The organism is Mesorhizobium sp. M1A.F.Ca.IN.020.04.1.1, assembly GCF_003997315.1.
Classification (GTDB): Bacteria; Pseudomonadota; Alphaproteobacteria; order Rhizobiales; family Rhizobiaceae; genus Mesorhizobium.
In genome coordinates, this window is record NZ_RZSN01000113.1 from 1 (window position 1) to 20,533 (window position 20,533).

A 20,533-nucleotide genomic window follows, 5' to 3' on the forward strand; every position below is an offset into this window, starting at 1 on the left:
GACCCGCCCTCCCTGATGATCCAGCGCAACGACCTGATGTCGAGGTTTCCCGCCGGCGTCATCGGAAGCTCGGGATGTGAGCCCGCCACGACCAGCATGGGGCGATCCTCATCGACCGTGGCGCGCCGCAATATGTCGGACTCGGTTCGGCCTTCGACCAGCCCGAAATCGGCCCGGCCGTCCAGCACATTGGTTTCCACTTGCCGCGTGTTGCCGATGGTGACGCTCAGGCGCACCGCCGGATAGGCCTCGTGGAAGGACGCCAGGCGCCTCGGCAGCCAGTAGCTGGCGATGGTCTGACTGGCCGATATCGACAGGCTGCCGGTGATGGTCTGGGAAACATGCTCCAGCACGTTGTGGGCAGCCGCTGCCCGTTCCAGAACAGCCTTGGCTTCGGGCAGGAAGCGGTGGCCGGTCTGCGCGAGCTCGATGTTGCGGCCGACCCGGTTGAACAGCCGCACGCCATGATGGCTTTCAAGCGCGCGGATGGCGGCAGAGGCGGCCGATTGCGAGATGCCGAGCAGGTCGGCCGCCTTGGTCATGTGGCCATGCTCGGCGACGGCGACGAAGATGCGAAGCTGATCGAGGGTCATGGCCAACTAAGAAGCAAAATCGATCGGAATTACAAGAGCGGCTTGTTAGACAGATCAATCGCTTTGTTCTAACTTTTTACCCGAGCTTGGAAAAAATTGGCCGTTCTGCCGCCAAGGTTGGAAATGATCGGGCGCTTCAAATCCCTTTTCGCGCATTGGAGCCGCCAGCTGAAGCGGCAGCTCGCCGGCGACCGCTACCATCCTGAGCTGCACTATATGCGCGGGCCCGGCCCGAAGACCAAGGCCAAGATGGCAAGCGACAAGAGCGTTCGCGGATCATGAGCCTAGCTGAACCACGCGGCGCAAACTCCGCGCCCTCGCAGCGGCCGCTGGCCGACAGCCAGGCGCCTGACGAAGGCGACGGCGTCGAGACCTCGCCGAGCGTGTCCGACCGCATCGCCAAAACCACCTGCTACATGTGCGCCTGCCGCTGCGGCATCGACGTCCACATCAAGGACGGCAAGGTGCGCTACATCAACGGCAACAAAGACCACCCGGTGAACCGGGGCGTGATCTGCGGCAAGGGCAGCGCCGGCATCATGCAGCATTACAGCCCGGCGCGGCTGAGGAAGCCGCTGCTGCGCACAGGGCCTCGTGGCTCCGGCGAGTTTCGCGAGATCGAATGGGACGAAGCGCTCACCATCGCCACCGAGCGGCTGTCGGCGGTCCGCCGCACCGATCCGAGAAAGCTTGCCTTTTTCACCGGGCGCGACCAGTCGCAGTCGCTGACCGGCTGGTGGGCGAGCCAGTTCGGTACGCCCAACTTCGCCGCCCATGGCGGCTTCTGCTCGGTCAACATGGCGGCCGGTGGGCTCTACACGATCGGCGGCTCGTTCTGGGAGTTCGGCGAGCCCGACTGGGACAATACGAAATACTTCATGCTGTTCGGCGTCGCCGAGGATCACGATTCCAATCCGATCAAGATCGGCCTCGGCAAGCTCAAGGCGCGCGCCGCCAAGGTGGTGTCGATCAACCCTTGCCGCACCGGTTACAACGCGATCGCCGACGACTGGATCGGCATACGACCCGGCACGGACGGACTGTTCGTGCTGGCGCTCGTCCATGAGTTGCTCAAGGCCGGCCGCATAGATCTCGACTATCTGCTGCGCTACACCAACGCGCCGGTGCTTGTCGTACAGGAGCCCGGTTCCGCCGATGACGGATTGTTCATGCGCGATGATGACGGCAACCTGTTGGCTTGGGACAGGGTGGCGAAGGCGCCCGTCAATGCCGCCGATCCGGATGCCAAACCAGCACTGACCGGCAGCTACACGGTCAATGGCCGCCGCTGCGCACCGGTATTTCAGCTGATCGCCGACCGATACCTGCACGAAAGCCATTCGCCGGAGGCGGTGGCGGAGCGCTGCGGGGTCGGCGCCGACACCATCCGACGGATCGCGGCAGAGCTGGCGCATATCGCCTTGGAGCAGGCGATCGAGCTGCCGGTCGCCTGGACCGATTGGGCCGGCCGCCGGCACGAGACGATGAAGGGCCGGCCGGTGTCGATGCATGCCATGCGCGGCATCTCGGCCCATTCCAACGGCTTTCATACTTGCCGCGCCATCCACCTGCTGCAGGTTCTGCTCGGCACGGTGGACGTGCCCGGCGGCTTCCGCTTCAAGCCGCCCTATCCGCGTTGCGCGCCGCCGGGGCCAAAGCCCGCAGGCAAGAACGTCCGCCCGATGACGCCGCTGGAGGGTATGCCGCTCGGCTTCGTCTCAGGGCCCGACGATCTGCTCGTCGACGAGGTCGGCACACCGATCCGCATCGACAAGGCCTATTCCTGGGAGGCGCCGCTTGCGGCCCACGGCCTGATGCACAGCGTCATCCGCAATGCCTGGGCCGGCGATCCTTATCCGATCGACACGCTGATGATGTATATGTCGAACATGGCCTGGAACTCCTCGATGAATACCGTCGAGACGGTTCGTATGCTCACCGACAAGGACGAGGCGGGCGACTACAAGATCCCCTTCATCATTTATTCCGACGCCTATTATTCCGAGACGGTGCCGTTCGCCGACCTGGTGCTGCCCGACACGACCTATCTCGAGCGGCACGACTGCATCAGCCTGCTCGACCGGCCGATCAGCCATGCCGACGGGCCGGGCGATGCCATCCGTCACCCGGTGGTGCAGCCGGACCGGGATGTCCGGCCGTTCCAGTCGGTGCTGATCGAGCTCGGCGCGCGGCTCGGCCTGCCCGGCTTTGTCAACGAAGGCGGTTCGGCGAAATACCGCGACTATGCCGACTACATCGTCAACCACGAGCGCACGCCCGGCATCGGCCCGCTTGCCGGCTGGCGCGGTAAGAACGGCGACGCGATCGGCAAGGGCGAGGTGAACCCGGACCAGTTGCAGCGCTACATCGACAATGGCGGTTTCTGGCACCACGGGTTCGCCGACGACCAGCGCTATTACAAGATGGGCAACCGCGCCTATCTCGACTTTGCCGTGCAGATGGGATTCATCTCCAAGGCCGATCCGATCATCTTTCAGCTCTATTCGGAGCCGATGCAGCGCTTTCGCCTCGCCGCGCGCGGTCATGGCAAGGTGCAGCCGCCGGAGGCCGAGCGCGACCGGATCGAAGCCTATATGGACCCGCTGCCGTTCTGGTACGCGCCCTTCGAGGACGACGCCGTCGATCTCCAGAAATATCCGCTGCATGCGCTGACGCAGCGGCCGATGCACATGTACCATTCCTGGGGCTCGCAGAATGCGTGGCTGAGACAAATCACCAGCCAGAACCGGCTGTTCGTGCACCAGGAGACCGCAGCGAGGCTTGGGCTGGCCGACGACGACTGGGTGTGGATCGAAAGCATCAACGGCCGCGTGAAGGGGCAGATCAAGCTGATCGACGGCGTCAACCCGGACACGGTCTGGACCTGGAACGCGATCGGCAAGCGGCGCGGCAGCTGGGGCCTGAAGGACGACGCCGCAGAGAGCAATCGCGGCTTCCTGCTCAATCACATCATCGGCGACCAGACCGCAGCCACCGTCAAGGGCAAGCGCTATTCGAACTCCGACCCCGTCACCGGACAGGCGGCATGGTTCGACGTGCGCGTGCGTATCGCCAAATGCGCCGCGGAAGAGGCCGGCTTCACCGAGCCGCAATTCGAGCGCTTGCGGCAGCCGCCAAATTTCGAGCCGTCACCGGATGTGCTTCGCTTCGGCGATGGATTCCGCATAAAAAGGGAAGCCGCCGAATGACCTGCCTTCCCGCCCAAACCGAGAAGAAGCTCGGCCTCGTCATCGACCTTGACACCTGCGTCGGCTGCCAGGCCTGCGTTACCGCTTGCAAGGAATGGAACACCGGCGGACACATGGCGCCGCTGACCGACATCGATCCGTATGGCGGGCGTGTCGACGGCGTCTGGTTCAACCGCGTGCACAGCTATGAGCACACGACCGAACAAGGCGGCCGCACGGTGAACTTCCCGCGCTCCTGCCTGCATTGCGAGCAGCCAGCCTGCGTCACCGTCTGTCCGACCGGCGCCTCCTACAAGCGCGCCTCCGACGGCATCGTGCTGGTCGACGAGGACAAGTGCATCGGCTGCAAGCTGTGCAGCTGGGCCTGCCCCTATGGCGCGCGCGAATTCGATACGGATGTCGGCGTGATGAAGAAATGCACGCTGTGCGTCGACCGCATCTACAACGACAATCTGGCGGCAGAGGACCGCGTGCCGGCCTGCGTCGCCGCCTGCCCGACCAGCGCCCGGCATTTCGGCGATCTGGGCGATCCCGCCTCGGCAATCTCGCGCCTGGTAGAAGAGCGTGGCGGCGTCGACCTGATGCCCGAGCTTGGCTACAAGCCGACCAACAAATACCTGCCCCCGCGTGCCCGCACCGAGCGCGCGGCGAAGGTGGACGCGCCGGCGCTGGAACCGATCCGGGCCGACGGAGGCTTCTTCGGCTGGATCGACCGCATGCTTTCGAACTGAATTCGCCCAGCCATGCATCCCGCCTATTCCGTCGTGTTCTTCACCACCGCCACCGGGGCTGGCTACGGCCTGCTGGCGCTGCTCGGCGTCCTTGGCGGGCTGGGATTCATCGCACCCGATTTCTGGCTCGGGCTCGTCGGCATGGCGCTTTCGCTTGGCTTGATCGTGGCCGGCCTGCTCTCCTCGACCGGCCATCTCGGCCGCCCTGAACGCGCCTGGCGCGCCTTCTCTCAATGGCGAAGCTCCTGGCTGTCGCGCGAAGGGGTCGCCTCGGTCGCGACCTTCATCCCGGCCGGGCTGTTCGGCATTGGCTGGGTGCTGATGGGCAAAAGCGGCGGTTGGGTGGCCATCGTTGGCCTGCTGGCTGCCGCCGGCGGCGTCGTGACAGTCTGTACGACCGGAATGATCTATGCCTCGCTGAAACCGATCGCGCAGTGGCACAGCCGTTATACTTTGCCGGCTTATCTTATCTTCTCGGTAATGACGGGTGGCTTGCTGCTCAACGGCCTGCTGCGAAGCTTCGGCACCGGATCAACCGTGGTTCTGGTCGGCGCGCTGCTTGCCACGCTCGCAGGGTGGGGCTGGAAGCTTGCGACCTGGCACTACAACGACCGGCTGGGCATCCCGACCACGGCCAACACTGCGACCGGCCTCGCCGGCGGCACGGTGCGGTCCATCGAATGGCCGCACACCGAAGAAAACTACCTGCTCAAGGAGATGGGTTTTCGCATTGCGCGAAAACATAGGGCGAAGCTGAGGCGAATCACGCAGGTGCTGGCCTTCGCCGTGCCGGCCATCTTGCTCGTGATCGCCTTCGCCTTGCCATGGCCTTTCGCAGCAGCCGCATCACTGCTTGCAGCGCTTATGCAATTCGCGGGCATGCTGGTCGAACGCTGGCTGTTCTTCGCCGAGGCAAAGCACACCGTCACGCTCTATTACGGCAGATGAAGCCGCTTCAGCCCGGCCGCAGCATCGAGCCGGAAATGGCAAAGATGCGCTCCGCACCCAGCATGTAGGCAACAAGCGTTTCCAGGCGGAACAGTCCGGCATAGGCGCGGTCGAGCACGTTGAGCGAGCCGGTATAGGCGCCGAAGGCCGGCATGATCATGCGGCCGCCGTCACCGGCGAAGCAGCGCCGCCTGACCGAGCGGCCGCGCTGGACGATGCGGGCGCAGGGATGCAGATGGCCGGCGATCTCGCCCTCCACCCGCAGCTTGGATGGCTCATGGCGGAAAACAAGCGAACCAATCGCGAGTTCCCTCACCGTCTCGCCAGGTAGGTCGGCGGGAGCATCCGGATCATGATTGCCGGCAACCCAGAACCAGTCGCGGCCGGCCATCATCGCCTCCAGCCGCTCGCGGAAGCTTAGATGCATGCGCTCGGCGCCGCCGCCGTCGTGGAAGGAGTCGCCGAGGCTGACTACGATCCGCGGACCGTAGTCGGCGATCACAGCCTGCAGCCGCAGCAAGGTCGCACCTGTGTCATAAGGCGGGATCAGCGCGCCGCGCCTGGCGAAGGACGAGCCCTTTTCGAGATGCAGGTCGGAGACCGCAAGCAGCCGCAGATCGGGGAAATAGAGCACGCCGCGCCGGTCGCAAACCGCGCGTTCGCCGGCGATGCCGACGAAGTCGGCCTCGGCGACCAGCGTTGCGCGCGACAGCGAAAAATTCATCCCCTCTTGTCTTCTCTCAGTCGGCCATCTCCGGCCCCATGGCCTCTTCAACGAGGGTGGCGGCATCCATCAACAGCGTTTCATCCGCCTCGCCATGCACCGGCATCTTGCCGATTTCGAGCATGATCGGCACGGCTAGCGGCGATATCTGTTCCAGGTCCTTATGCACGATTCGACCGCGGATGCGCGAGAGCATCTCGGCAAGTCTGCTGACATCGAGCAATCCGGTCGCTGCATCGGCACGCGTCGCCTGGAGCAGGATGTGGTCGGGCTCGTGGCTGCGCAGCACATCATAAATCAGGTCTGTCGAGACGGTGACCTGGCGGCCGCTTTTCTCCTTGCCGGGATGACGTTTCTCGATCAGTCCGGAAATCAGCGCGCAGTTGCGGAAGGTGCGCTTGAGCAGCCAGCTGTCGGCAAACCATGCCTCGAGATCGTCACCGAGCATGTCCTGATCGAAGAGCGCAGCCAGCGATGGTTTTTTGTTTTTGAACATCCAGCCCATGTCGGCCAGCGACCAAATAGCCAACGCATAGTCGGTGGCAACGAAGCCGACCGGTTTGGCGCCCGCTCGATCCAGGCGGCGCGTCAGCAGCATGCCCAGCGTCTGATGCGCGAGCCTGCCTTCGAACGGATAGGCTACGAGATAGTGCCGGTTTCCGCGTGGAAAGGTCTCGATCAGCAGATCGTCCCGTTTCGGCAGGACGGATTTATCCGCCTGAAACCGCAGCCAATCGGCCACCTGCTCGGGCAGCTTCTTCCAGCGCTGCGGATCGTCGAGCATGGCGCGCACCTGCTCGGCGAGATAGGTCGAAAGCGGGAATTTGCCGCCGCCATAGTAGGGCACCTTTGCTTCGCTTCCGGGAGCATTCGACACGAAGCACTCATTGTCGCGGATACCCTCGAAGCGCAGAACCCTTCCGGCGAACATGAAAGTGTCGCCATAGGTCAAGGTCTCGAGAAACGCTTCCTCGATCTTTCCCAAGACTCTGCCGCCGCGCGAGGCCGCGCCCTTGCTTCCAGCCTGGACGTAACGAACGTTGAGGGCCGGCACTTCGATGATGGTCCCGACATTGAGCCGGTACTGTTGCGCCACGCGGGGATTGGATACTCGCCACAAGCCTTCCTTGGTTTGGCGGATACGGGCGTAGCGCTCGTAGTTTCTCAGCGCGTATCCGCCGGTGGCGACGAAGTCGATGACCCGGTCGAATGTCGGGCGGTCTAGGCTGACATAGGGCGCAGCCGATCTCACCTCGTCAAACAGCGCGTCGGCGTGGAACGGGGCACCGCAGGCGCAGCCGAGCACATGCTGCGCCAGCACGTCGAGCCCGCCATTGACCAAAGGCGGCGTGTCCTGCGCGCCGAGATAGTTGGCGTCGAGCGCGGCACGGCATTCAAGCACCTCAAACCGGTTGGCCGGGATCAGGATCGCCTTCGATGGCTCATCCATGCGGTGGTTGGCGCGGCCGATGCGCTGCGCCAGGCGGCTGGCCCCCTTCGGCGCGCCGACATGCACGACCAGATCGACATCGCCCCAGTCGATGCCCAGGTCCAATGTCGAGGTGGCGACGATAGCGCGCAAGGCGTTTTCGCCCATCGCCTTCTCGACCCGCCGCCGCTGGGCGACGTCGAGCGAGCCGTGATGCAAGGCGATCGGCAACGTGTCGTCGTTGACGCGCCACAGCTCCTGAAACAGCAGCTCGGCCTGGCTGCGCGTGTTGACAAAGAGCAGCGTCGTCTTGTGCCGCTTGACCTCGCGATAGATCTCCGGAGTGGCGTAGCGGGCGGAATGGCCAGCCCATGGCACCCGCTCTTCGGAATCGAGAATGGAGATGTCGGGCTTGGCGCCGCCTGTCACGACGATTAACTCGGACATGGCCTCAGGGGAAGCCTGGCTGACCAGCCAGCGCCGCAACTCATCCGGCTCGGCGACCGTAGCCGACAGGCCGATGGTCTGCAGCTCAGGGACGAAGGTGCGCAGCCGCGCCAGGCCTAGCGCCAAAAGATGCCCGCGCTTCGAGGTGACGAGCGAATGCAATTCGTCGAGGACGACATAACGCAAATCCTCGAAGAAGCGCCTGGCGTCGGCCGAGGCAATCAGAAGCGCGAGCTGTTCGGGGGTGGTGAGCAGGATGTCGGGCGGTGCGAGCTTTTGCCGCTGGCGCTTGTGCGAGGGCGTGTCGCCGGTGCGGGTTTCGATGGTGACCGGCAGTCCGATCTCCTCGACCGGCTTGCCGAGATTGCGCTCGATGTCGACGGCCAGCGCCTTGAGCGGCGAGATGTAGAGCGTGTGGATGCCACGATGCGCCCCACCGGGCTTGCGGCGCGGACGCCTGGCGAGCTCGGTAAGCGAGGGCAGGAATCCGGCCAGGGTCTTGCCGGCGCCGGTCGGCGCGATCAGCAGCGCCGATTGGCCGGCTTGAGCCTTCGCCAGCAGTTCGAGCTGGTGGGCGCGCGGCGACCAGCCTTTTGCAGCGAACCATTTTACGAACGGCTCGGGGAGAAGGACGGCGACATTCTGTTCGGCGAGGCGCGGCTGCTCTGTCACGCGCAAAGAGGTAGCGCGCTGGCAAGCGATCGCCAAGGAAAATCGGAACAAAAGGGGATCATTCTTCCCCTCTCCCCGTGTGGGAGAAGGTGGCCCGGCGCGCAGCGCCGAGACTAATGAGGGTGATCCAGCTTGGTGCTACTTACCCCTCATCCAGATTGCCAGCCGACTTGCGAAGAGCAAATCGGGGCAATCCCACTTCTCTCCCATGGGGAGAGGTTAGGGCGGCGCTAAGGCCTGCGGAACCCGGTCGGGCCGCCATAGAGATAGCCGATCCGCTCGACGGCATCCTTCAGCCCTTCGCGCGAGACCAGCATCGTGTGGCCATTGGCGTGGATCATGTCCTTCGCGTCGGTCATGATCGCGACGTGGCCCTTCCAGAAGACGAGGTCGCCGCGCTGCAGCCCGGAATACTCAGGGCATGGCTCGAGCGGCGTTCCGATCGATGCCGCCTGCATGTCGGAGTCGCGCAGCACATCCTTGCCGGCCATGCGCATCGACAGTTGCACGAGGCCGGAGCAGTCGATGCCGAAGCCGGAGACGCCGCCCCAGAGGTATGGCGTGCCGAGGAAGCTTTCGGCGACCGTCACAAAGTCGTCTGCAACCTCGGTAAGCGGCCGCAGATGGCGGGCAATGACGGCCTGGCCGGATGGCAGCAGCGCGTAGTGCGTGCCGCGCGTTTCGGCGGAACCCGTCACCGTCACCGCGGAGCCTATCGACAGTTGCCCGCCGATCGGGAAGCGCAGGTCCGGTCCGGGATAGAGGAAGGTGCGCGGCACGGAGACGATGTGGGTGGGCGCATGCTCACGTGCGCCGAGTACATTGTCGGCGGCATAGCCGACATAGCCGTCGCGCTCGGCCTGCACCCAGGCCCAGCCTTCCGCAACCTCGAAGACCAGCACGTCCTCGCCGAACAGCGCCTGCGTGTTGATGCCGGCATCGGGGCGCGGAGCCTTGCGCAGGTCGGCGACGGCGGCGGTGATCCGCGCCGGGCGGCCGGCGACAAAGCGGTCGGCGGCGACTTGCCCCTTCAGCCTGGCATCGGCGAGATCGGAACGAAAGGCGTGAAGGCGGGCATCCCTGGCGGTCAAATCGGTAGTCCAGTCAAATGGGTTTATCGGTCAGACAGACGAGTTGTCGGTCAGATGGGCAGCTCATGCGCCTTTGCGACGATACCATCACCGAAGCGCTCGACAAAGAGCGCGCCCTCCACCGTGCGCCGGATCAGCACGTTGCGCTTGTCGAGCTCGTCGCGGTGGCGCGAGACCAGCTTCAGCGCGCCCATCGTGTCGAGCGCGCGGGTAATGACCGGCTTGGTGACGTTGAGCCTCGCGGCCAGCCCGCGCACCGTATGCGGCGGCGGATCGAGGTAGATGGTGAGCAGGATCGCGGTCTGGCGCATGGTGAGGTCGGGCGCGTCGTCGCGCACCTGCGACAGCAATACCTGCTGCCACAGTCGCAAGGCCTGGCTCGGGCGCATCGAGATCGACATCCGCCAAGCATGACGGGAAATTGTTTCGCTTCCGTTTCAGTCCGCGACGGCTTTTCCAGTTTTCTCGTCACACTCACCAGAAGCGCTTCGAGATCACTCGTTCCAGCGCGCGAATGCCTTGCGCTTCACCCCCCGTCAAGCCGTATGGGCGATCACTCGGGTTCCAGGCGAAGATGTCGAGATGCGCCCAGCCGGGGGTCTTCTCGACAAAGCGCTTGAGGAAGAGCGCCGCCGTGATCGATCCGGCGAAGCCGTCCGTCGTGACATTGTTGACGTCGGCGATCTTCGAGGAAAGCTTCGCGTCATAGGGACGCCACAGCGGCATGCGCCACAGCGGATCCTCGACAGCAACCGAAGCCGCAGCCAGGTCGGACGCCAGTGCCTCGTCGCCGGTGTAGAAGGGCGGCAGATCGGGGCCGAGCGCAACACGGGCCGCTCCGGTCAAGGTCGCCATGTCGAACAGCAGGGCCGGCCTTTCCTCGTCGGCAAGCGCCAGAGCGTCGGCCAGCACCAGCCGGCCTTCAGCATCGGTGTTGCCGATCTCCACCGTTATCCCCTTGCGACTCCTCAGCACGTCGCCAGGCCGGAAGGCATTGCCGGCGATCGAATTCTCGACCGCAGGGATCAGCACGCGCAGCCGCACATTCCGTTTCGCCGCCATGATCATCGAGGCGAGACCCAGCACGTTGGCGGCGCCGCCCATGTCCTTCTTCATCAGCAGCATGCCCGACGACGGCTTGATGTCGAGGCCGCCGGTGTCGAAGCAGACGCCCTTGCCGACCAGCGTCACCTTCGGCGCGTCGCTCGGGCCCCAGGTCATGTCAATCAGCCTCGGCGCGCCGGCCGAGGCGCGGCCGACGGCATGGATCATCGGAAAATTCCGCGCCAGGAGATCGTCACCCTTGACGACGGAGACGTCGGCGCCGTGCCCGGCTGCCAATGCCCGGACAGCCTCCTCGAACTCATCCGGCCCCATGTCGCTCGTCGGCGTGTTGACGAGATCGCGCGTCAGGAAAATAGCCTCGGCGGTGCGGCGCACATGCGCGCCGTCGGCGCCCGACGGCAGCGCGAAGCGCAACGCCCTGCCGGGTTTCTTGCCGTAGCGGGTGAAGGCGTAGCCGCCGAGGACGACGGCCAGCGCCGCAAGATCGGGCGCTGGCAGATCCTGGGCGAAATGCCATTCACCCTCGGGCAGCGCCCGCGCCAGGGCGCCCACGGCAAGCTGGCTCTCGCCGTCGCCGGTGCCGAACAGCGCGCCGGCGAGACCGCCACCTTCGGCCGGCAGAACGAGCGTGCGGCCCGCCTCGCCGGAAAAGCCGTTGGCCCGTGCCCAAGCGATGACGGAAGGGGAAAGGCCAGTGCCGTCGAGGCCATCCTTTCCCACCAGGTAGACTGGCAAGGCTGCTTCCGGTTTCTGGTCAATAAGTTCGACAGGCATTCGATGGTCTCCGGCCGGCACGGCGAGTCGGCTTCTTAACGATCCGTTAGGGTTAACAGAATATTTCTATGGGAGGGAAGACGGCCAGCTTAATGGCCGCGCAGGAATGGAGATAGGCGCCGATGCCGATCAAAGCGTTGACCTTCACAAGCAAGCGTCTGGTCACCACGGCATTGATGGCGGTGCTGGCGGCCAGCGTGGCCGGCTGCGGCAGTACCAGCAAGTTCACGACCGGCTCCATTTCCCGCTCCGACAACCGGCCCCTGGAAACGATGTCGGCCAGCGAACTGCACAGTGCCACGACCAGGCTCGGCGAATCCTACGCCCGGAACCCGAATGACAAACGCATCGCCACCAACTATGCCGCGGCGCTGCAGATGGATGGCGACGCCGACCAGTCGCTGGCGGTGATGCGCAAGCTCGCGATCGCCTACCCCAAGGACCGCGACGTGCTCGCCGCCTACGGCAAGGCGCTTGCCGCCAACGGGCAGTTCGAGCAGGCGCTCGATGCGGTGCGCCGCGCGCAGACGCCGGAATATCCGGACTGGCGCCTGGTTTCGGCTGAAGCCGCCATCCTTGACCAGATGGGGCAGCGGGACGAGGCACGTCAGGACTACCGGAAGGCGCTCGAGCTCAAGCCGAACGAACCCTCGATCCTTTCCAATCTCGGCATGTCCTATGTGCTGGAGGGGGATCTGCGCACCGCCGAGACCTATATGCGCTCGGCCGCGCAGCAACCCAACGCCGACAGCCGGGTGCGGCAGAACCTGGCGCTGGTCGTCGGCCTGCAGGGTCGTTTCGACGAGGCCGAAAAGATCGCCTCGCAGGAGCTTTCGCCGGAGCAGGCGCAGGCCAATATCGCCTATCTGCGCCAGATGCTTGCGCAGCAGAATGCCTGGAGCCAACTCAAGGATCAGGACAAGGGCAAGGCGAAGGTCGCGACCAACTGACTGCCCGGCACCTACAGAGGTCATCGTTCTACGGAAACCGCGAGTTGCTCTAGCTGTTTGTTTTTTCCGCAATTCCGGACGGAAAACCGTTACACACTTTTCCTGGAATTGCTTCAAGGCTGGGCCAGACAGCAAAGCCGCGCGGCGCCTGCCACGCGGCTTCTGTCATGACTTCGATGGCTTCGCCTATTGGCTGCTGGAATTGTGCTGATCGCCAAAGATGCCGCGCTGGCTGACCTGGATGCCGGCCGGCCCTAGAATGATGGCGAACAGAACCGGCAGGAAGAAGAGGATCATCGGCACGGTGAGCTTCGGCGGCAGTGCTGCGGCCTTCTTTTCGGCCGCATTCATACGCATGTCGCGGCTTTCTGAGGCGAGCACGCGCAGCGCATGCGCCACCGGCGTGCCGTAGCGCTCCGCCTGGACCAGAGCCTGGGTCACCGCCTTCACCGAATCCAGGCCGGTGCGGCTTGCCAGGTTCTCGTAAGCGACCCTGCGGTCCTGCAGATAGGAGAGCTCGGCATTGGTGAGCACGAATTCCTCGGCGAGCGCCACGGACTGATTACCGATCTCGTCGGCGACCTTGCGAAGCGCTGCTTCCACCGACATGCCGGATTCGACGCAGATCAGCATCAGGTCGAGCGCGTCCGGCCATGCCAGTTGGATCGACTGCTTGCGTTTGGTGGCGCGGTTGTTGACGTAGAGGATCGGCGCATAGAAGCCGCCATAGGCTACAAGAATGCAGACGAACAGCTTGATGAAGGCAGGCTGCTGCGCCAGACCGCCGAGAAGGAACAGGTAGATCGCCGCGAGCGCGAATCCGACAAAGGGCAGGATCAGACGAAAGAACAGGAAGCGCGTCAGCGGATTCTGGCCGCGGAAGCCTGCAACTTTCAACTTCTGCAGCGTGCCTTCGTCGGCAAGCGCGCGCTTGAGATCCAGCCGTTCGACGATGTTGCGCATGCCGATCGACTGTTCCTCGCGCAAACCCTTGCGGCGGCGATCGGCTTCATTGGCGAGCCGCTGACGCTGCTTGGCGCGCAGCTCATCACGCTCGAGCGCCACGGTTTTCATGCGCGCCTTGAGCTGATTGCCGCCAAGCGCAGGCATGAGCGTGAAGACGGTCGCAAAAACCGCGATGCCGACCAGGAGCGCGATAAGAAACGAAGGATCGGTTAGCGTCTTGACGACCTGGTCTGTCATTGGATCCGCGTCCCTACACTTCGAAGTTCATCATCTTGCGCATCACCAGGATGCCGATCGACATCCAGACGCCGGAGCAGCCGAGGATCAGATTGCCGACGCTGGTGGTGAATAGCGGCATGATGTAGTTCGGACTTGTCAGATAGACGAGAAAGGCGACGACGAACGGCAGGGCGCCGATGATGACGGCGGATGCCTTTGCTTCCATCGACAGCGCCTGTACCTTGGCCTTCATCTTCTTGCGGTCGCGCAGCACGCGCGAAAGGTTGCCCAGCGCTTCGGAGAGATTGCCGCCGGCCTGCGACTGGATCTGGATGACGATGCCGAAGAAGCCGGCCTCGGTGCATGGCATGGTCTCGGACATGCGCATCGTGGCATCGGGGATCGACATACCCATCTGCTGGGAATCGACGATACGGCGGAATTCGGAGCGGACCGGCTCCGGGGATTCGTTGGCGATCAGGCGGATCGCGTCGTTGAGCGGCAGACCGGACTTCACCGCGCGCACGATGATGTCGAGGGCATTCGGGAATTCCTCCAGGAAGGCCTTCACCCGGCGCGCGCGACGAAACGAGACGAACCAGCGCGGCAGGCCGAGGGCTCCGGCCAAGAGAGCGCCGGGCAGGACCAGCAACGGCGCGCCGGCAAGAAAGGCGAGGATCGTAAGCACGATGCCACAGATCACCGAGTAGATGTAGAAGCGCTCGAGGGAGACGGTCATGCCGGCCTGGCGGATCTGGGCCCTCAGCGGCGGTTTCTTGACGTTGCGGTCATTGGTTTTCTGCTTTTCATCGAGCTGCTTGAGCGAATCCTGAAGCGTCTTGCGCCGTCTGACCGCTTCCGCGGCGCGGTCGCGCGTAGCCTTCACCACCGATCGGTCGGTCTCGGCCGTCTTGATCGTTTCAAGGCGCTTGCCGGCCTGCTTCTCGTTATCGATGCGCTTGAACAGGAAGGCATAGGCTATCGCGCCGGCGCTGAGGCCCGCGAGCACGACGAAAGCCAGAACCGTGGTGTCAATTCCGAACATCGACCGGGGCCCCTACACCTCCAGATGCACCAGAGCGGTTCAGCTTTTTACAAAAGCGCTGACCCGCTCTAAGTATTTGTTTTTACGCAATTCCGGACGGAAAACCGCTACGCACCTTCCCTGGAATTGCTCTAGTCAGCGCGTTTCTCCATGGCCTCGAGCGCGTTGGCGAGGCGCTGCTCCTCGCCATAGTAGCGGGCACGATCCCAGAAATGCGGCCGGCCGATGCCGGTGGAGACATGCTCGCCGATCAGACGGCCGCTCGCGTCCTCGCCCTTGATGTTGTAGAGGACGAGGTCCTGGGTGATGATGACGTCGCCTTCCATGCCGATCACCTCGGTGATGTGGGTGATGCGGCGCGAGCCGTCGCGCAGACGAGCCGCCTGGATGATCACGTCCACCGAGCCGACGACGATCTCGCGCACCGTCCTCTGCGGCAGTGAATAACCGCCCATGGCGATCATCGATTCAATACGGTTCAGGCATTCGCGCGGGCTGTTGGAGTGGATCGTTCCCATCGAGCCGTCATGGCCGGTGTTCATCGCCTGCAGAAGGTCGAACACTTCCGGTCCGCGCACCTCGCCGACGATGATCCGTTCGGGCCGCATGCGCAGGCAGTTCTTGACGAGATCGCGCATGGTCACCTCGCCCTCGCCTTCGAGATTGGGCGGCCTGGTTTCGAGACGCACCACGTGCGGCTGCTGCAGCTGCAGCTCGGCCGAGTCCTCGCAGGTGATGACCCGCTCCTCGCGATCGATGTAGTTGGTCAGGCAGTTGAGCAGCGTCGTTTTGCCCGAGCCGGTACCGCCCGAGATGACGACGTTGCAGCGGACGCGGCCGATGATCTTCAGGATCTCCGCGCCTTGCGGCGAGATGGCGCCGAACTTGACCAGCTGGTCGAGCGTCAGCTTGTCCTTCTTGAACTTGCGGATGGTGAGCGCGGTGCCATCAAGCGACAGCGGCGGCGCGATCACGTTGACGCGCGAGCCGTCGGGAAGGCGCGCGTCGCAGATCGGGCTCGATTCGTCGACGCGGCGGCCGACCTGGCTGACGATGCGCTGGCAGATATTGAGCAGTTGCTGGTTGTCGCGGAAGCGAATGCTGGTCGGTTCGACCTTGCCGTTGACTTCGATGTAGACGTTCTTTGAACCGTTGACCATGATGTCGGCGATGTCGTCGCGCGCGAGCAGCGGCTCCAGCGGCCCATAGCCGAGCACGTCGTTGCAGATATCCTCGAGCAGCTCTTCCTGCTCGGAGATCGACATCGCGAAATTCTTGATCGCGATGATGTCGTTGACGATGTCGCGGATTTCCTCGCGCGCGCTTTCCGGATCGAGCTTGGCGAGCTGCGAAAGATCGATCGTGTCGATGAGCGCGGAAAACACCTGGCTCTTGGTGTCATAGTAGGTTTCGCTGCGCTCGCGCTGGACCCTTTTCGGCGGCTCGGGCGCCATCGGCGGCGCCTCCACCGGACGGCGAACGGGGGACGCGGCGGGCGTGCTCGGCGCGGGCGCGGCCGGCCGATCGACAGCGATCGTCCCAGCCGGAGCGGGAGCGGCCGGAGGAGGTGCTGGCGGACGGAATTCGGGAGCTGCCCGGCTGCCGTCGTCTGTGCCTCTTTTACCAAACATGATCGACTACCCGATGCCGCTCAGCGAGCGTCACTTCTTGCTGCGGGAAAGCTTGCCGAGGATGGCTCCAAGGCTTGCCTTCTTCTTCGCCTTGATCTCGCTGCGCCCTGTCAGCACATGCGCTATTTCGTTGATCGTGCCGACGATCGGACTCTTGGCGTCCATTTCGCCGAGCATGCGGCCGTTGTTGGCCGCGTTGCCGAACAGCAGCGGCTCGAAATTGATCACCGCCATGGGTGTGATGCCGAGCGGTTCGGAAAAATCCGATGCCGCGATCTCCGGGCGTTTCGGAACGCCCGCCTGGTTGATGATCAGCTTCGGCGGCGGGTCGTTCGGACGCAGCCGCTTCAGCATGTCGACCATATTCTTGGTGTTGCGCAGATTGGCGAGTTCTGGCGTGGCCGTGATGACGATCTCGTCGGCCTTGATCAGCGTGCTCTTGGTCCAACCGCTCCAGACGTGAGGGACGTCGAGCACGAGCAAGGGCGCGCTGCGCTGCGCCGTTTCGATGACCTGGGAGAAGGCGTCCGGATCGAAATCATAGACGCGCTCGAGCGTGGACGGTGCCGCCAGCAGCGACAAATGCTCGGCGCATTGCGCGAGCAGCCGGTCGAGATAGACCTCATCGACGCGCTCGGGCGAAAACACCGCCTCGGCGATGCCCTGCGCGGGGTCCCGGTCGAAGTTGATATTGGCGGTGCCGAAGGCGAGATCGAGATCGGCGACGACGACTTCGGACTTGAACAAGGACGACATCGCCCAGGCGACGTTGTGGGCGATCGTCGAGGAGCCGACGCCGCCCTTGGCGCCGATGAAGGCGATGGAGCGGCCGATCGGATCGGACTCGGGATCGATGAAGATCGACGAGACGACGCTGACGATATCGGTCATCGAGACCGGCGCGATGACATATTCGGAAATGCCCGAACGGATAAGCTCCCGGTAGAGGCCGACATCGTTGTAATGGCCGATGACCACGACCTTCGAGGTCGGATCACAGTATTCGGCGAGCTGAGCGAGCTGCTCCAGCAGCTGTTTCGGCTCGCTGCGCGATTCCAGCAGGATCAGGTTTGGCGTCGGCGCCGACTGGTAGAATTCGATCGCGGTGGCGATGCTGCCCATATGGACCTTGAGATGGGCCTTGGCCATGCGACGATCCTCGCCGGCGCGCCCGATCGGATTTGCGACGCCTTCGGTCTCGCAGAAAGCCTGGATCGAGATGCGCGGCACCGGGCGCAGCGCCTGCATGGCGGCGATGTCCTGTTGCGAAAGATCGCCGGGATCCGCAGGCGTGTCGTAGGCAAGATTGCTCATCGTCATGCTCTTTCCGTGATCCGCCGCGGGCTCAGTAAGTCACTTCCGAATTGCCGAGGAACTCATCCGAAATGCCTCGCGCCCGATAGACGTCGATCACCGCGCCGCGATTTTCGGCGTCGATGTCGGACTGCTTGCGCGGCCCGAGCAGATCGTTGGGATTGGCCATCTGGGCGGCAAGGTTGTTCTGATAGGAGCACCCGAAATCGGCGTAGTGCTTGTTCTCGGAAGTCTCGGTCAGATCCTCGGGCCAACGCCCGCATTTGTCGGTCTGTGCCCTCACCGCCACGAAGGCCACGCGGACCGGCGCCGAAGCCTCGGGCACGGCCGACTGATAGGAGGTCATGATGATATTGTTGCGCTTGAGGCCTGCGGCCATCGCAAGTCTGGCGAAATCGCGGCTCGCGGCCTGGGCGGCGGCCTGGTTCGCGGAACCCACCGGGGCCGCGATCGTCAGCGCCGGCGCGGCGCTCCTGTCGTAGCCGTCGAGGAAGCCGAGCAGAGTGTCGCGCTGCGAAGCCGTCATGCCGCGATCACCGGCGCCGACCGGGATGTCGATCTTCTGGTTCTTCTCGGCGATAACGATCGGATGATTGGTGCGGTAGTCGTCCGGAATGGAGCCCACTGTCACACTATCGCGATGGAAGTTGGCGCATCCGGCGAGCGACGCCGCAAGGGCGATCGCCAGGACCGGAGCCGACCCGCGGAACCGTCCGCGGCCCGATTGTGCCGCTGCGATCGTCATGGCCTTCGATGTTGAGTTGGACATGTCCGCTTTCCCGCTCACTTGTAGATGAAGCCGACAACGCCGTGGTAACGGCCAGGTGGCCTATCGGTCTGCATGGTGCCGTAGACGCGATTGACGCGACCGAGGAACATGCCAGCGCCGTCGCTCGGCGCATTGAAATTATCGTCGGGCTTGGCCAATTCGTTGCGCGCCACGGGCCGCGCCAGATAGGGCGTGATGATGATGACGAGCTCGCTCTCGTTGCGCACGAAGTCGCGGCTGCGGAAGAGCGCGCCGAGCACCGGAATCTTGGTCAGTCCGGGCAATCCAACGACGGCCTGCCTGACGTCGTCGCGCACGAGGCCTGCGATCATCATCGAGCCGCCGGAAGGCAGTTCCACCGTCGTATCGGCCAGGCGTTTGCGGAGCGACAAAGCGTTCATGCCGATGCTGCTGTTATCCGTGGATGCCGACACGGAGCCCTCGGTTGTCGGTTCGGAAACCGACGTTCTCACCTTCAGGCTGATGCGGCCGGGTGACAGCACCACCGGCTGAAACTCCAATCCGATGCCGTATTCGATCTTCTCGATCTGATAGGTCTTCAGGCCGGTCTGGTTGTCGTTGGAGACGTTGGCGGAAACATTGGTCACCATGTTGTATTCGCCGCCGACCTTGAAGGTCGCCTTCTCCCCCGACACGGCGGTCAAGGTCGGCTCGGCCAAGGTCTTCATGACCCCCGACTGCTCCATTGCGTTAATATAGGACTGCAGGCCGGACGCACTGATCCCTAGGCCCGCGTTCGACAGCGGCTTACCGAGACCAGTGTAAGGGTCGCTGAGCGCGCCCCAGGAGATGCCGTTGCTGCCGCCGCTGGCCATCATGTTGACGCCGAGCTGCTTCATCACCGAGCGGCTGACTTCGGCCACCGTCACCTTCAGCGTCACCTGATCGTCGCCGATGATCTGCAGCAGATTGACGATCTTGGAGACCCGGCGCTCCTGGTCGGGATTGTTGATGTCGACGCCGCCATTGGCGGACCCGCCGGCGGCCGTCTGTGAATATTGGCCGGTCGTCGCTTCACCGCCCGAGACGAAGATGGTGGCCAGGTCGACGGCACGCTTGGCGTCGAGCGGTGTATCGACATTGCCGGTGAGAATCACGTTGTCGTTCAGCAGCTCGACCTTGATCTGCGACGTCGGGAGGAAGCGCTTGAGATAGTCTTCCAGCCCAGCCACGTCGCGTTCGACCGCTAGGTCGAGACTGGCGATCTGCTCGCCGTTGGGACCGAAGACGAAGATGTTGGTTTCGCCGACCGCCTTGCCGAACAGATAGATGCGGCGCGCCGTGCGCGTCACTGCGTCGGCGACCGCGGGATTGGCGACGAGTATGTCGTAAGCGTCGCTCGGCAGGTCGATCACCACCGACTTATTGAGGCCGAGCTTGACGCGCTGCGAGGCAACCGAGGCCGTCACACCCGCCGCCCTGTTCGCGGCCTTTGCCTCGACGAGCCCAGGCGCATTGGTGCCGATCAGGAACAGGCCGATTGCGGCCGCCGCGATGACGGGCAGTTTGCCGATTAGCCTCATTTCCTTGCTCCCACTTCGGAAACCTGGCCCGACTTGATCAATCGCACCGTGCCGCGCCGGCCATTGCCGTTCACCAGGTAGTCGGCCTCGCCCAGGTTCTTCTCATTCGTGTCGGTGATCGAACGCAGCGCCAGGGTCAGGCGGTCCGCCATCTGCTGCGCCACCGTGATGATCTCCGCCTGCTGCGGCGTGAGCTCCAGCGTCGCGGTCTGGCCGACCCTGGTCTTCTTGCCTTCCTCGTCCTCCTGGATGGTCTGGTCGATGGCCAGGACACGGATGTTCTTCAGGATGGTCTCGGTATTGAAGCCGCTGCCGCCATTGCTGGCGTCGGCCCGCCGGGTCATGATGACGTCGACGAAGTCATTGGGCAGGATGAAGCCGCCGGCGGACGTATCGGCCGATATGGCGGTCG

18 protein-coding genes are annotated in these 20,533 nt (G+C 64.0%); 5 read left to right on the top strand and 13 right to left on the bottom strand.

Annotated features, from left to right (window positions below):
* The coding region (locus tag EOA49_RS21110) for a LysR family transcriptional regulator (RefSeq protein WP_127243332.1) at positions 1-593 on the bottom strand (593 nt) is incomplete at its 3' end.
* A gap of 123 nt (positions 594-716) precedes the next feature.
* Between EOA49_RS21110 and EOA49_RS32750 the strand changes: the two genes are divergently transcribed.
* Genes EOA49_RS32750 through EOA49_RS21125 form a run of 4 tightly spaced genes read left to right on the top strand, consistent with a single transcriptional unit; the run spans position 717 to position 5,481 of the window.
* Complete coding sequence (locus EOA49_RS32750; RefSeq protein ID WP_164749258.1) at positions 717-875, top strand: hypothetical protein; 159 nt, start codon at positions 717-719, stop codon at positions 873-875.
* Positions 872-3,802, top strand: coding sequence for a molybdopterin oxidoreductase family protein (locus EOA49_RS21115; protein WP_127241264.1), 2,931 nt, complete (start codon positions 872-874; stop codon positions 3,800-3,802). Before EOA49_RS32750 ends, EOA49_RS21115 begins: the two co-directional genes overlap by 4 nt.
* Positions 3,799-4,533 (top strand): 4Fe-4S dicluster domain-containing protein, encoded by a 735-nt coding sequence (locus tag EOA49_RS21120; RefSeq protein ID WP_127241265.1) that lies wholly within the window; start codon positions 3,799-3,801, stop codon positions 4,531-4,533. The genes EOA49_RS21115 and EOA49_RS21120 overlap by 4 nt, the downstream gene beginning before the upstream one ends.
* 12 nt (positions 4,534-4,545) lie before the next feature.
* The gene (locus tag EOA49_RS21125; protein WP_127241266.1) at positions 4,546-5,481 is read left to right on the top strand and encodes a DmsC/YnfH family molybdoenzyme membrane anchor subunit; all 936 of its coding nucleotides are present in this window, start codon (positions 4,546-4,548) and stop codon (positions 5,479-5,481) included.
* Positions 5,482-5,488: 7 nt separating this feature from the next.
* Here EOA49_RS21125 and pdeM read toward each other — a convergent pair whose 3' ends face one another.
* The 5 genes from pdeM to EOA49_RS21150 form a co-directional block, all read right to left on the bottom strand.
* The gene (gene pdeM / locus EOA49_RS21130) at positions 5,489-6,205 is read right to left on the bottom strand and encodes a ligase-associated DNA damage response endonuclease PdeM (RefSeq protein WP_095782905.1); all 717 of its coding nucleotides are present in this window, start codon (positions 6,203-6,205) and stop codon (positions 5,489-5,491) included.
* Positions 6,206-6,221: 16 nt separating this feature from the next.
* On the bottom strand, positions 6,222-8,753 hold the full coding sequence (locus EOA49_RS21135; RefSeq protein WP_095799485.1) for a ligase-associated DNA damage response DEXH box helicase: 2,532 nt from the start codon (positions 8,751-8,753) through the stop codon (positions 6,222-6,224).
* Positions 8,754-8,983: 230 nt separating this feature from the next.
* Positions 8,984-9,844, bottom strand: a complete 861-nt coding sequence (locus tag EOA49_RS21140) for an NlpC/P60 family protein (RefSeq protein WP_095824209.1) — start codon at positions 9,842-9,844, stop codon at positions 8,984-8,986.
* Between the two features lie 50 nt (positions 9,845-9,894).
* On the bottom strand, positions 9,895-10,245 hold the full coding sequence (locus tag EOA49_RS21145; protein WP_066996450.1) for a MarR family winged helix-turn-helix transcriptional regulator: 351 nt from the start codon (positions 10,243-10,245) through the stop codon (positions 9,895-9,897).
* 73 nt (positions 10,246-10,318) lie between these two features.
* The gene (locus EOA49_RS21150) at positions 10,319-11,683 is read right to left on the bottom strand and encodes a leucyl aminopeptidase family protein (RefSeq protein ID WP_095824210.1); all 1,365 of its coding nucleotides are present in this window, start codon (positions 11,681-11,683) and stop codon (positions 10,319-10,321) included.
* Positions 11,684-11,805: 122 nt separating this feature from the next.
* Between EOA49_RS21150 and EOA49_RS21155 the strand changes: the two genes are divergently transcribed.
* Positions 11,806-12,633 (top strand): tetratricopeptide repeat protein, encoded by an 828-nt coding sequence (locus EOA49_RS21155; protein WP_095799347.1) that lies wholly within the window; start codon positions 11,806-11,808, stop codon positions 12,631-12,633.
* Positions 12,634-12,819: 186 nt separating this feature from the next.
* Here EOA49_RS21155 and EOA49_RS21160 read toward each other — a convergent pair whose 3' ends face one another.
* The 7 genes from EOA49_RS21160 to cpaB form a co-directional block, all read right to left on the bottom strand.
* Positions 12,820-13,836, bottom strand: coding sequence for a type II secretion system F family protein (locus tag EOA49_RS21160; RefSeq protein ID WP_127240806.1), 1,017 nt, complete (start codon positions 13,834-13,836; stop codon positions 12,820-12,822).
* 13 nt (positions 13,837-13,849) lie between these two features.
* A complete protein-coding gene (locus EOA49_RS21165; RefSeq protein ID WP_066996441.1) occupies positions 13,850-14,863 on the bottom strand; it encodes a type II secretion system F family protein in 1,014 nt (337 codons plus the stop codon).
* 131 nt (positions 14,864-14,994) lie between these two features.
* A complete protein-coding gene (locus EOA49_RS21170) occupies positions 14,995-16,494 on the bottom strand; it encodes a CpaF family protein (protein ID WP_067324583.1) in 1,500 nt (499 codons plus the stop codon).
* 30 nt (positions 16,495-16,524) lie between these two features.
* Complete coding sequence (locus EOA49_RS21175; protein ID WP_206519910.1) at positions 16,525-17,808, bottom strand: CpaE family protein; 1,284 nt, start codon at positions 17,806-17,808, stop codon at positions 16,525-16,527.
* Positions 17,809-17,839: 31 nt separating this feature from the next.
* Positions 17,840-18,577: a CpaD family pilus assembly protein gene (locus EOA49_RS21180; protein ID WP_127240804.1), complete on the bottom strand. Its 738-nt coding sequence runs from the start codon at positions 18,575-18,577 to the stop codon at positions 17,840-17,842.
* Positions 18,578-18,591: 14 nt separating this feature from the next.
* Positions 18,592-20,121 carry a type II and III secretion system protein family protein gene (locus EOA49_RS21185; protein WP_127240803.1) on the bottom strand — a complete coding sequence of 510 codons (1,530 nt, stop codon included), beginning with the start codon at positions 20,119-20,121 and terminating at the stop codon, positions 18,592-18,594.
* A partial coding sequence (cpaB, locus tag EOA49_RS21190; protein WP_127243331.1) for a Flp pilus assembly protein CpaB occupies positions 20,118-20,533 on the bottom strand: 416 nt, incomplete at its 5' end. The genes EOA49_RS21185 and cpaB, both read right to left, overlap by 4 nt.

Excerpts from the sequence above, each read along its gene's own strand:
- EOA49_RS32750 (WP_164749258.1), top strand. The coding sequence starts at position 717 with ATGATCGGGCGCTTCAAATCCCTTTTCGCGCATTGGAGCCGCCAGCTG.
- EOA49_RS21115 (WP_127241264.1), top strand. The coding sequence starts at position 872 with ATGAGCCTAGCTGAACCACGCGGCGCAAACTCCGCGCCCTCGCAGCGG.
- EOA49_RS21120 (WP_127241265.1), top strand. The coding sequence starts at position 3,799 with ATGACCTGCCTTCCCGCCCAAACCGAGAAGAAGCTCGGCCTCGTCATC.
- EOA49_RS21125 (WP_127241266.1), top strand. The coding sequence starts at position 4,546 with ATGCATCCCGCCTATTCCGTCGTGTTCTTCACCACCGCCACCGGGGCT.
- pdeM (WP_095782905.1), bottom strand. The coding sequence starts at position 6,205 with ATGAATTTTTCGCTGTCGCGCGCAACGCTGGTCGCCGAGGCCGACTTC.
- EOA49_RS21145 (WP_066996450.1), bottom strand. The coding sequence starts at position 10,245 with ATGTCGATCTCGATGCGCCCGAGCCAGGCCTTGCGACTGTGGCAGCAG.
- EOA49_RS21150 (WP_095824210.1), bottom strand. The coding sequence starts at position 11,683 with ATGCCTGTCGAACTTATTGACCAGAAACCGGAAGCAGCCTTGCCAGTC.
- EOA49_RS21155 (WP_095799347.1), top strand. The coding sequence starts at position 11,806 with ATGCCGATCAAAGCGTTGACCTTCACAAGCAAGCGTCTGGTCACCACG.
- EOA49_RS21160 (WP_127240806.1), bottom strand. The coding sequence starts at position 13,836 with ATGACAGACCAGGTCGTCAAGACGCTAACCGATCCTTCGTTTCTTATC.
- EOA49_RS21165 (WP_066996441.1), bottom strand. The coding sequence starts at position 14,863 with ATGTTCGGAATTGACACCACGGTTCTGGCTTTCGTCGTGCTCGCGGGC.
- EOA49_RS21170 (WP_067324583.1), bottom strand. The coding sequence starts at position 16,494 with ATGTTTGGTAAAAGAGGCACAGACGACGGCAGCCGGGCAGCTCCCGAA.
- EOA49_RS21175 (WP_206519910.1), bottom strand. The coding sequence starts at position 17,808 with ATGAGCAATCTTGCCTACGACACGCCTGCGGATCCCGGCGATCTTTCG.
- EOA49_RS21180 (WP_127240804.1), bottom strand. The coding sequence starts at position 18,577 with ATGTCCAACTCAACATCGAAGGCCATGACGATCGCAGCGGCACAATCG.
- EOA49_RS21185 (WP_127240803.1), bottom strand. The coding sequence starts at position 20,121 with ATGAGGCTAATCGGCAAACTGCCCGTCATCGCGGCGGCCGCAATCGGC.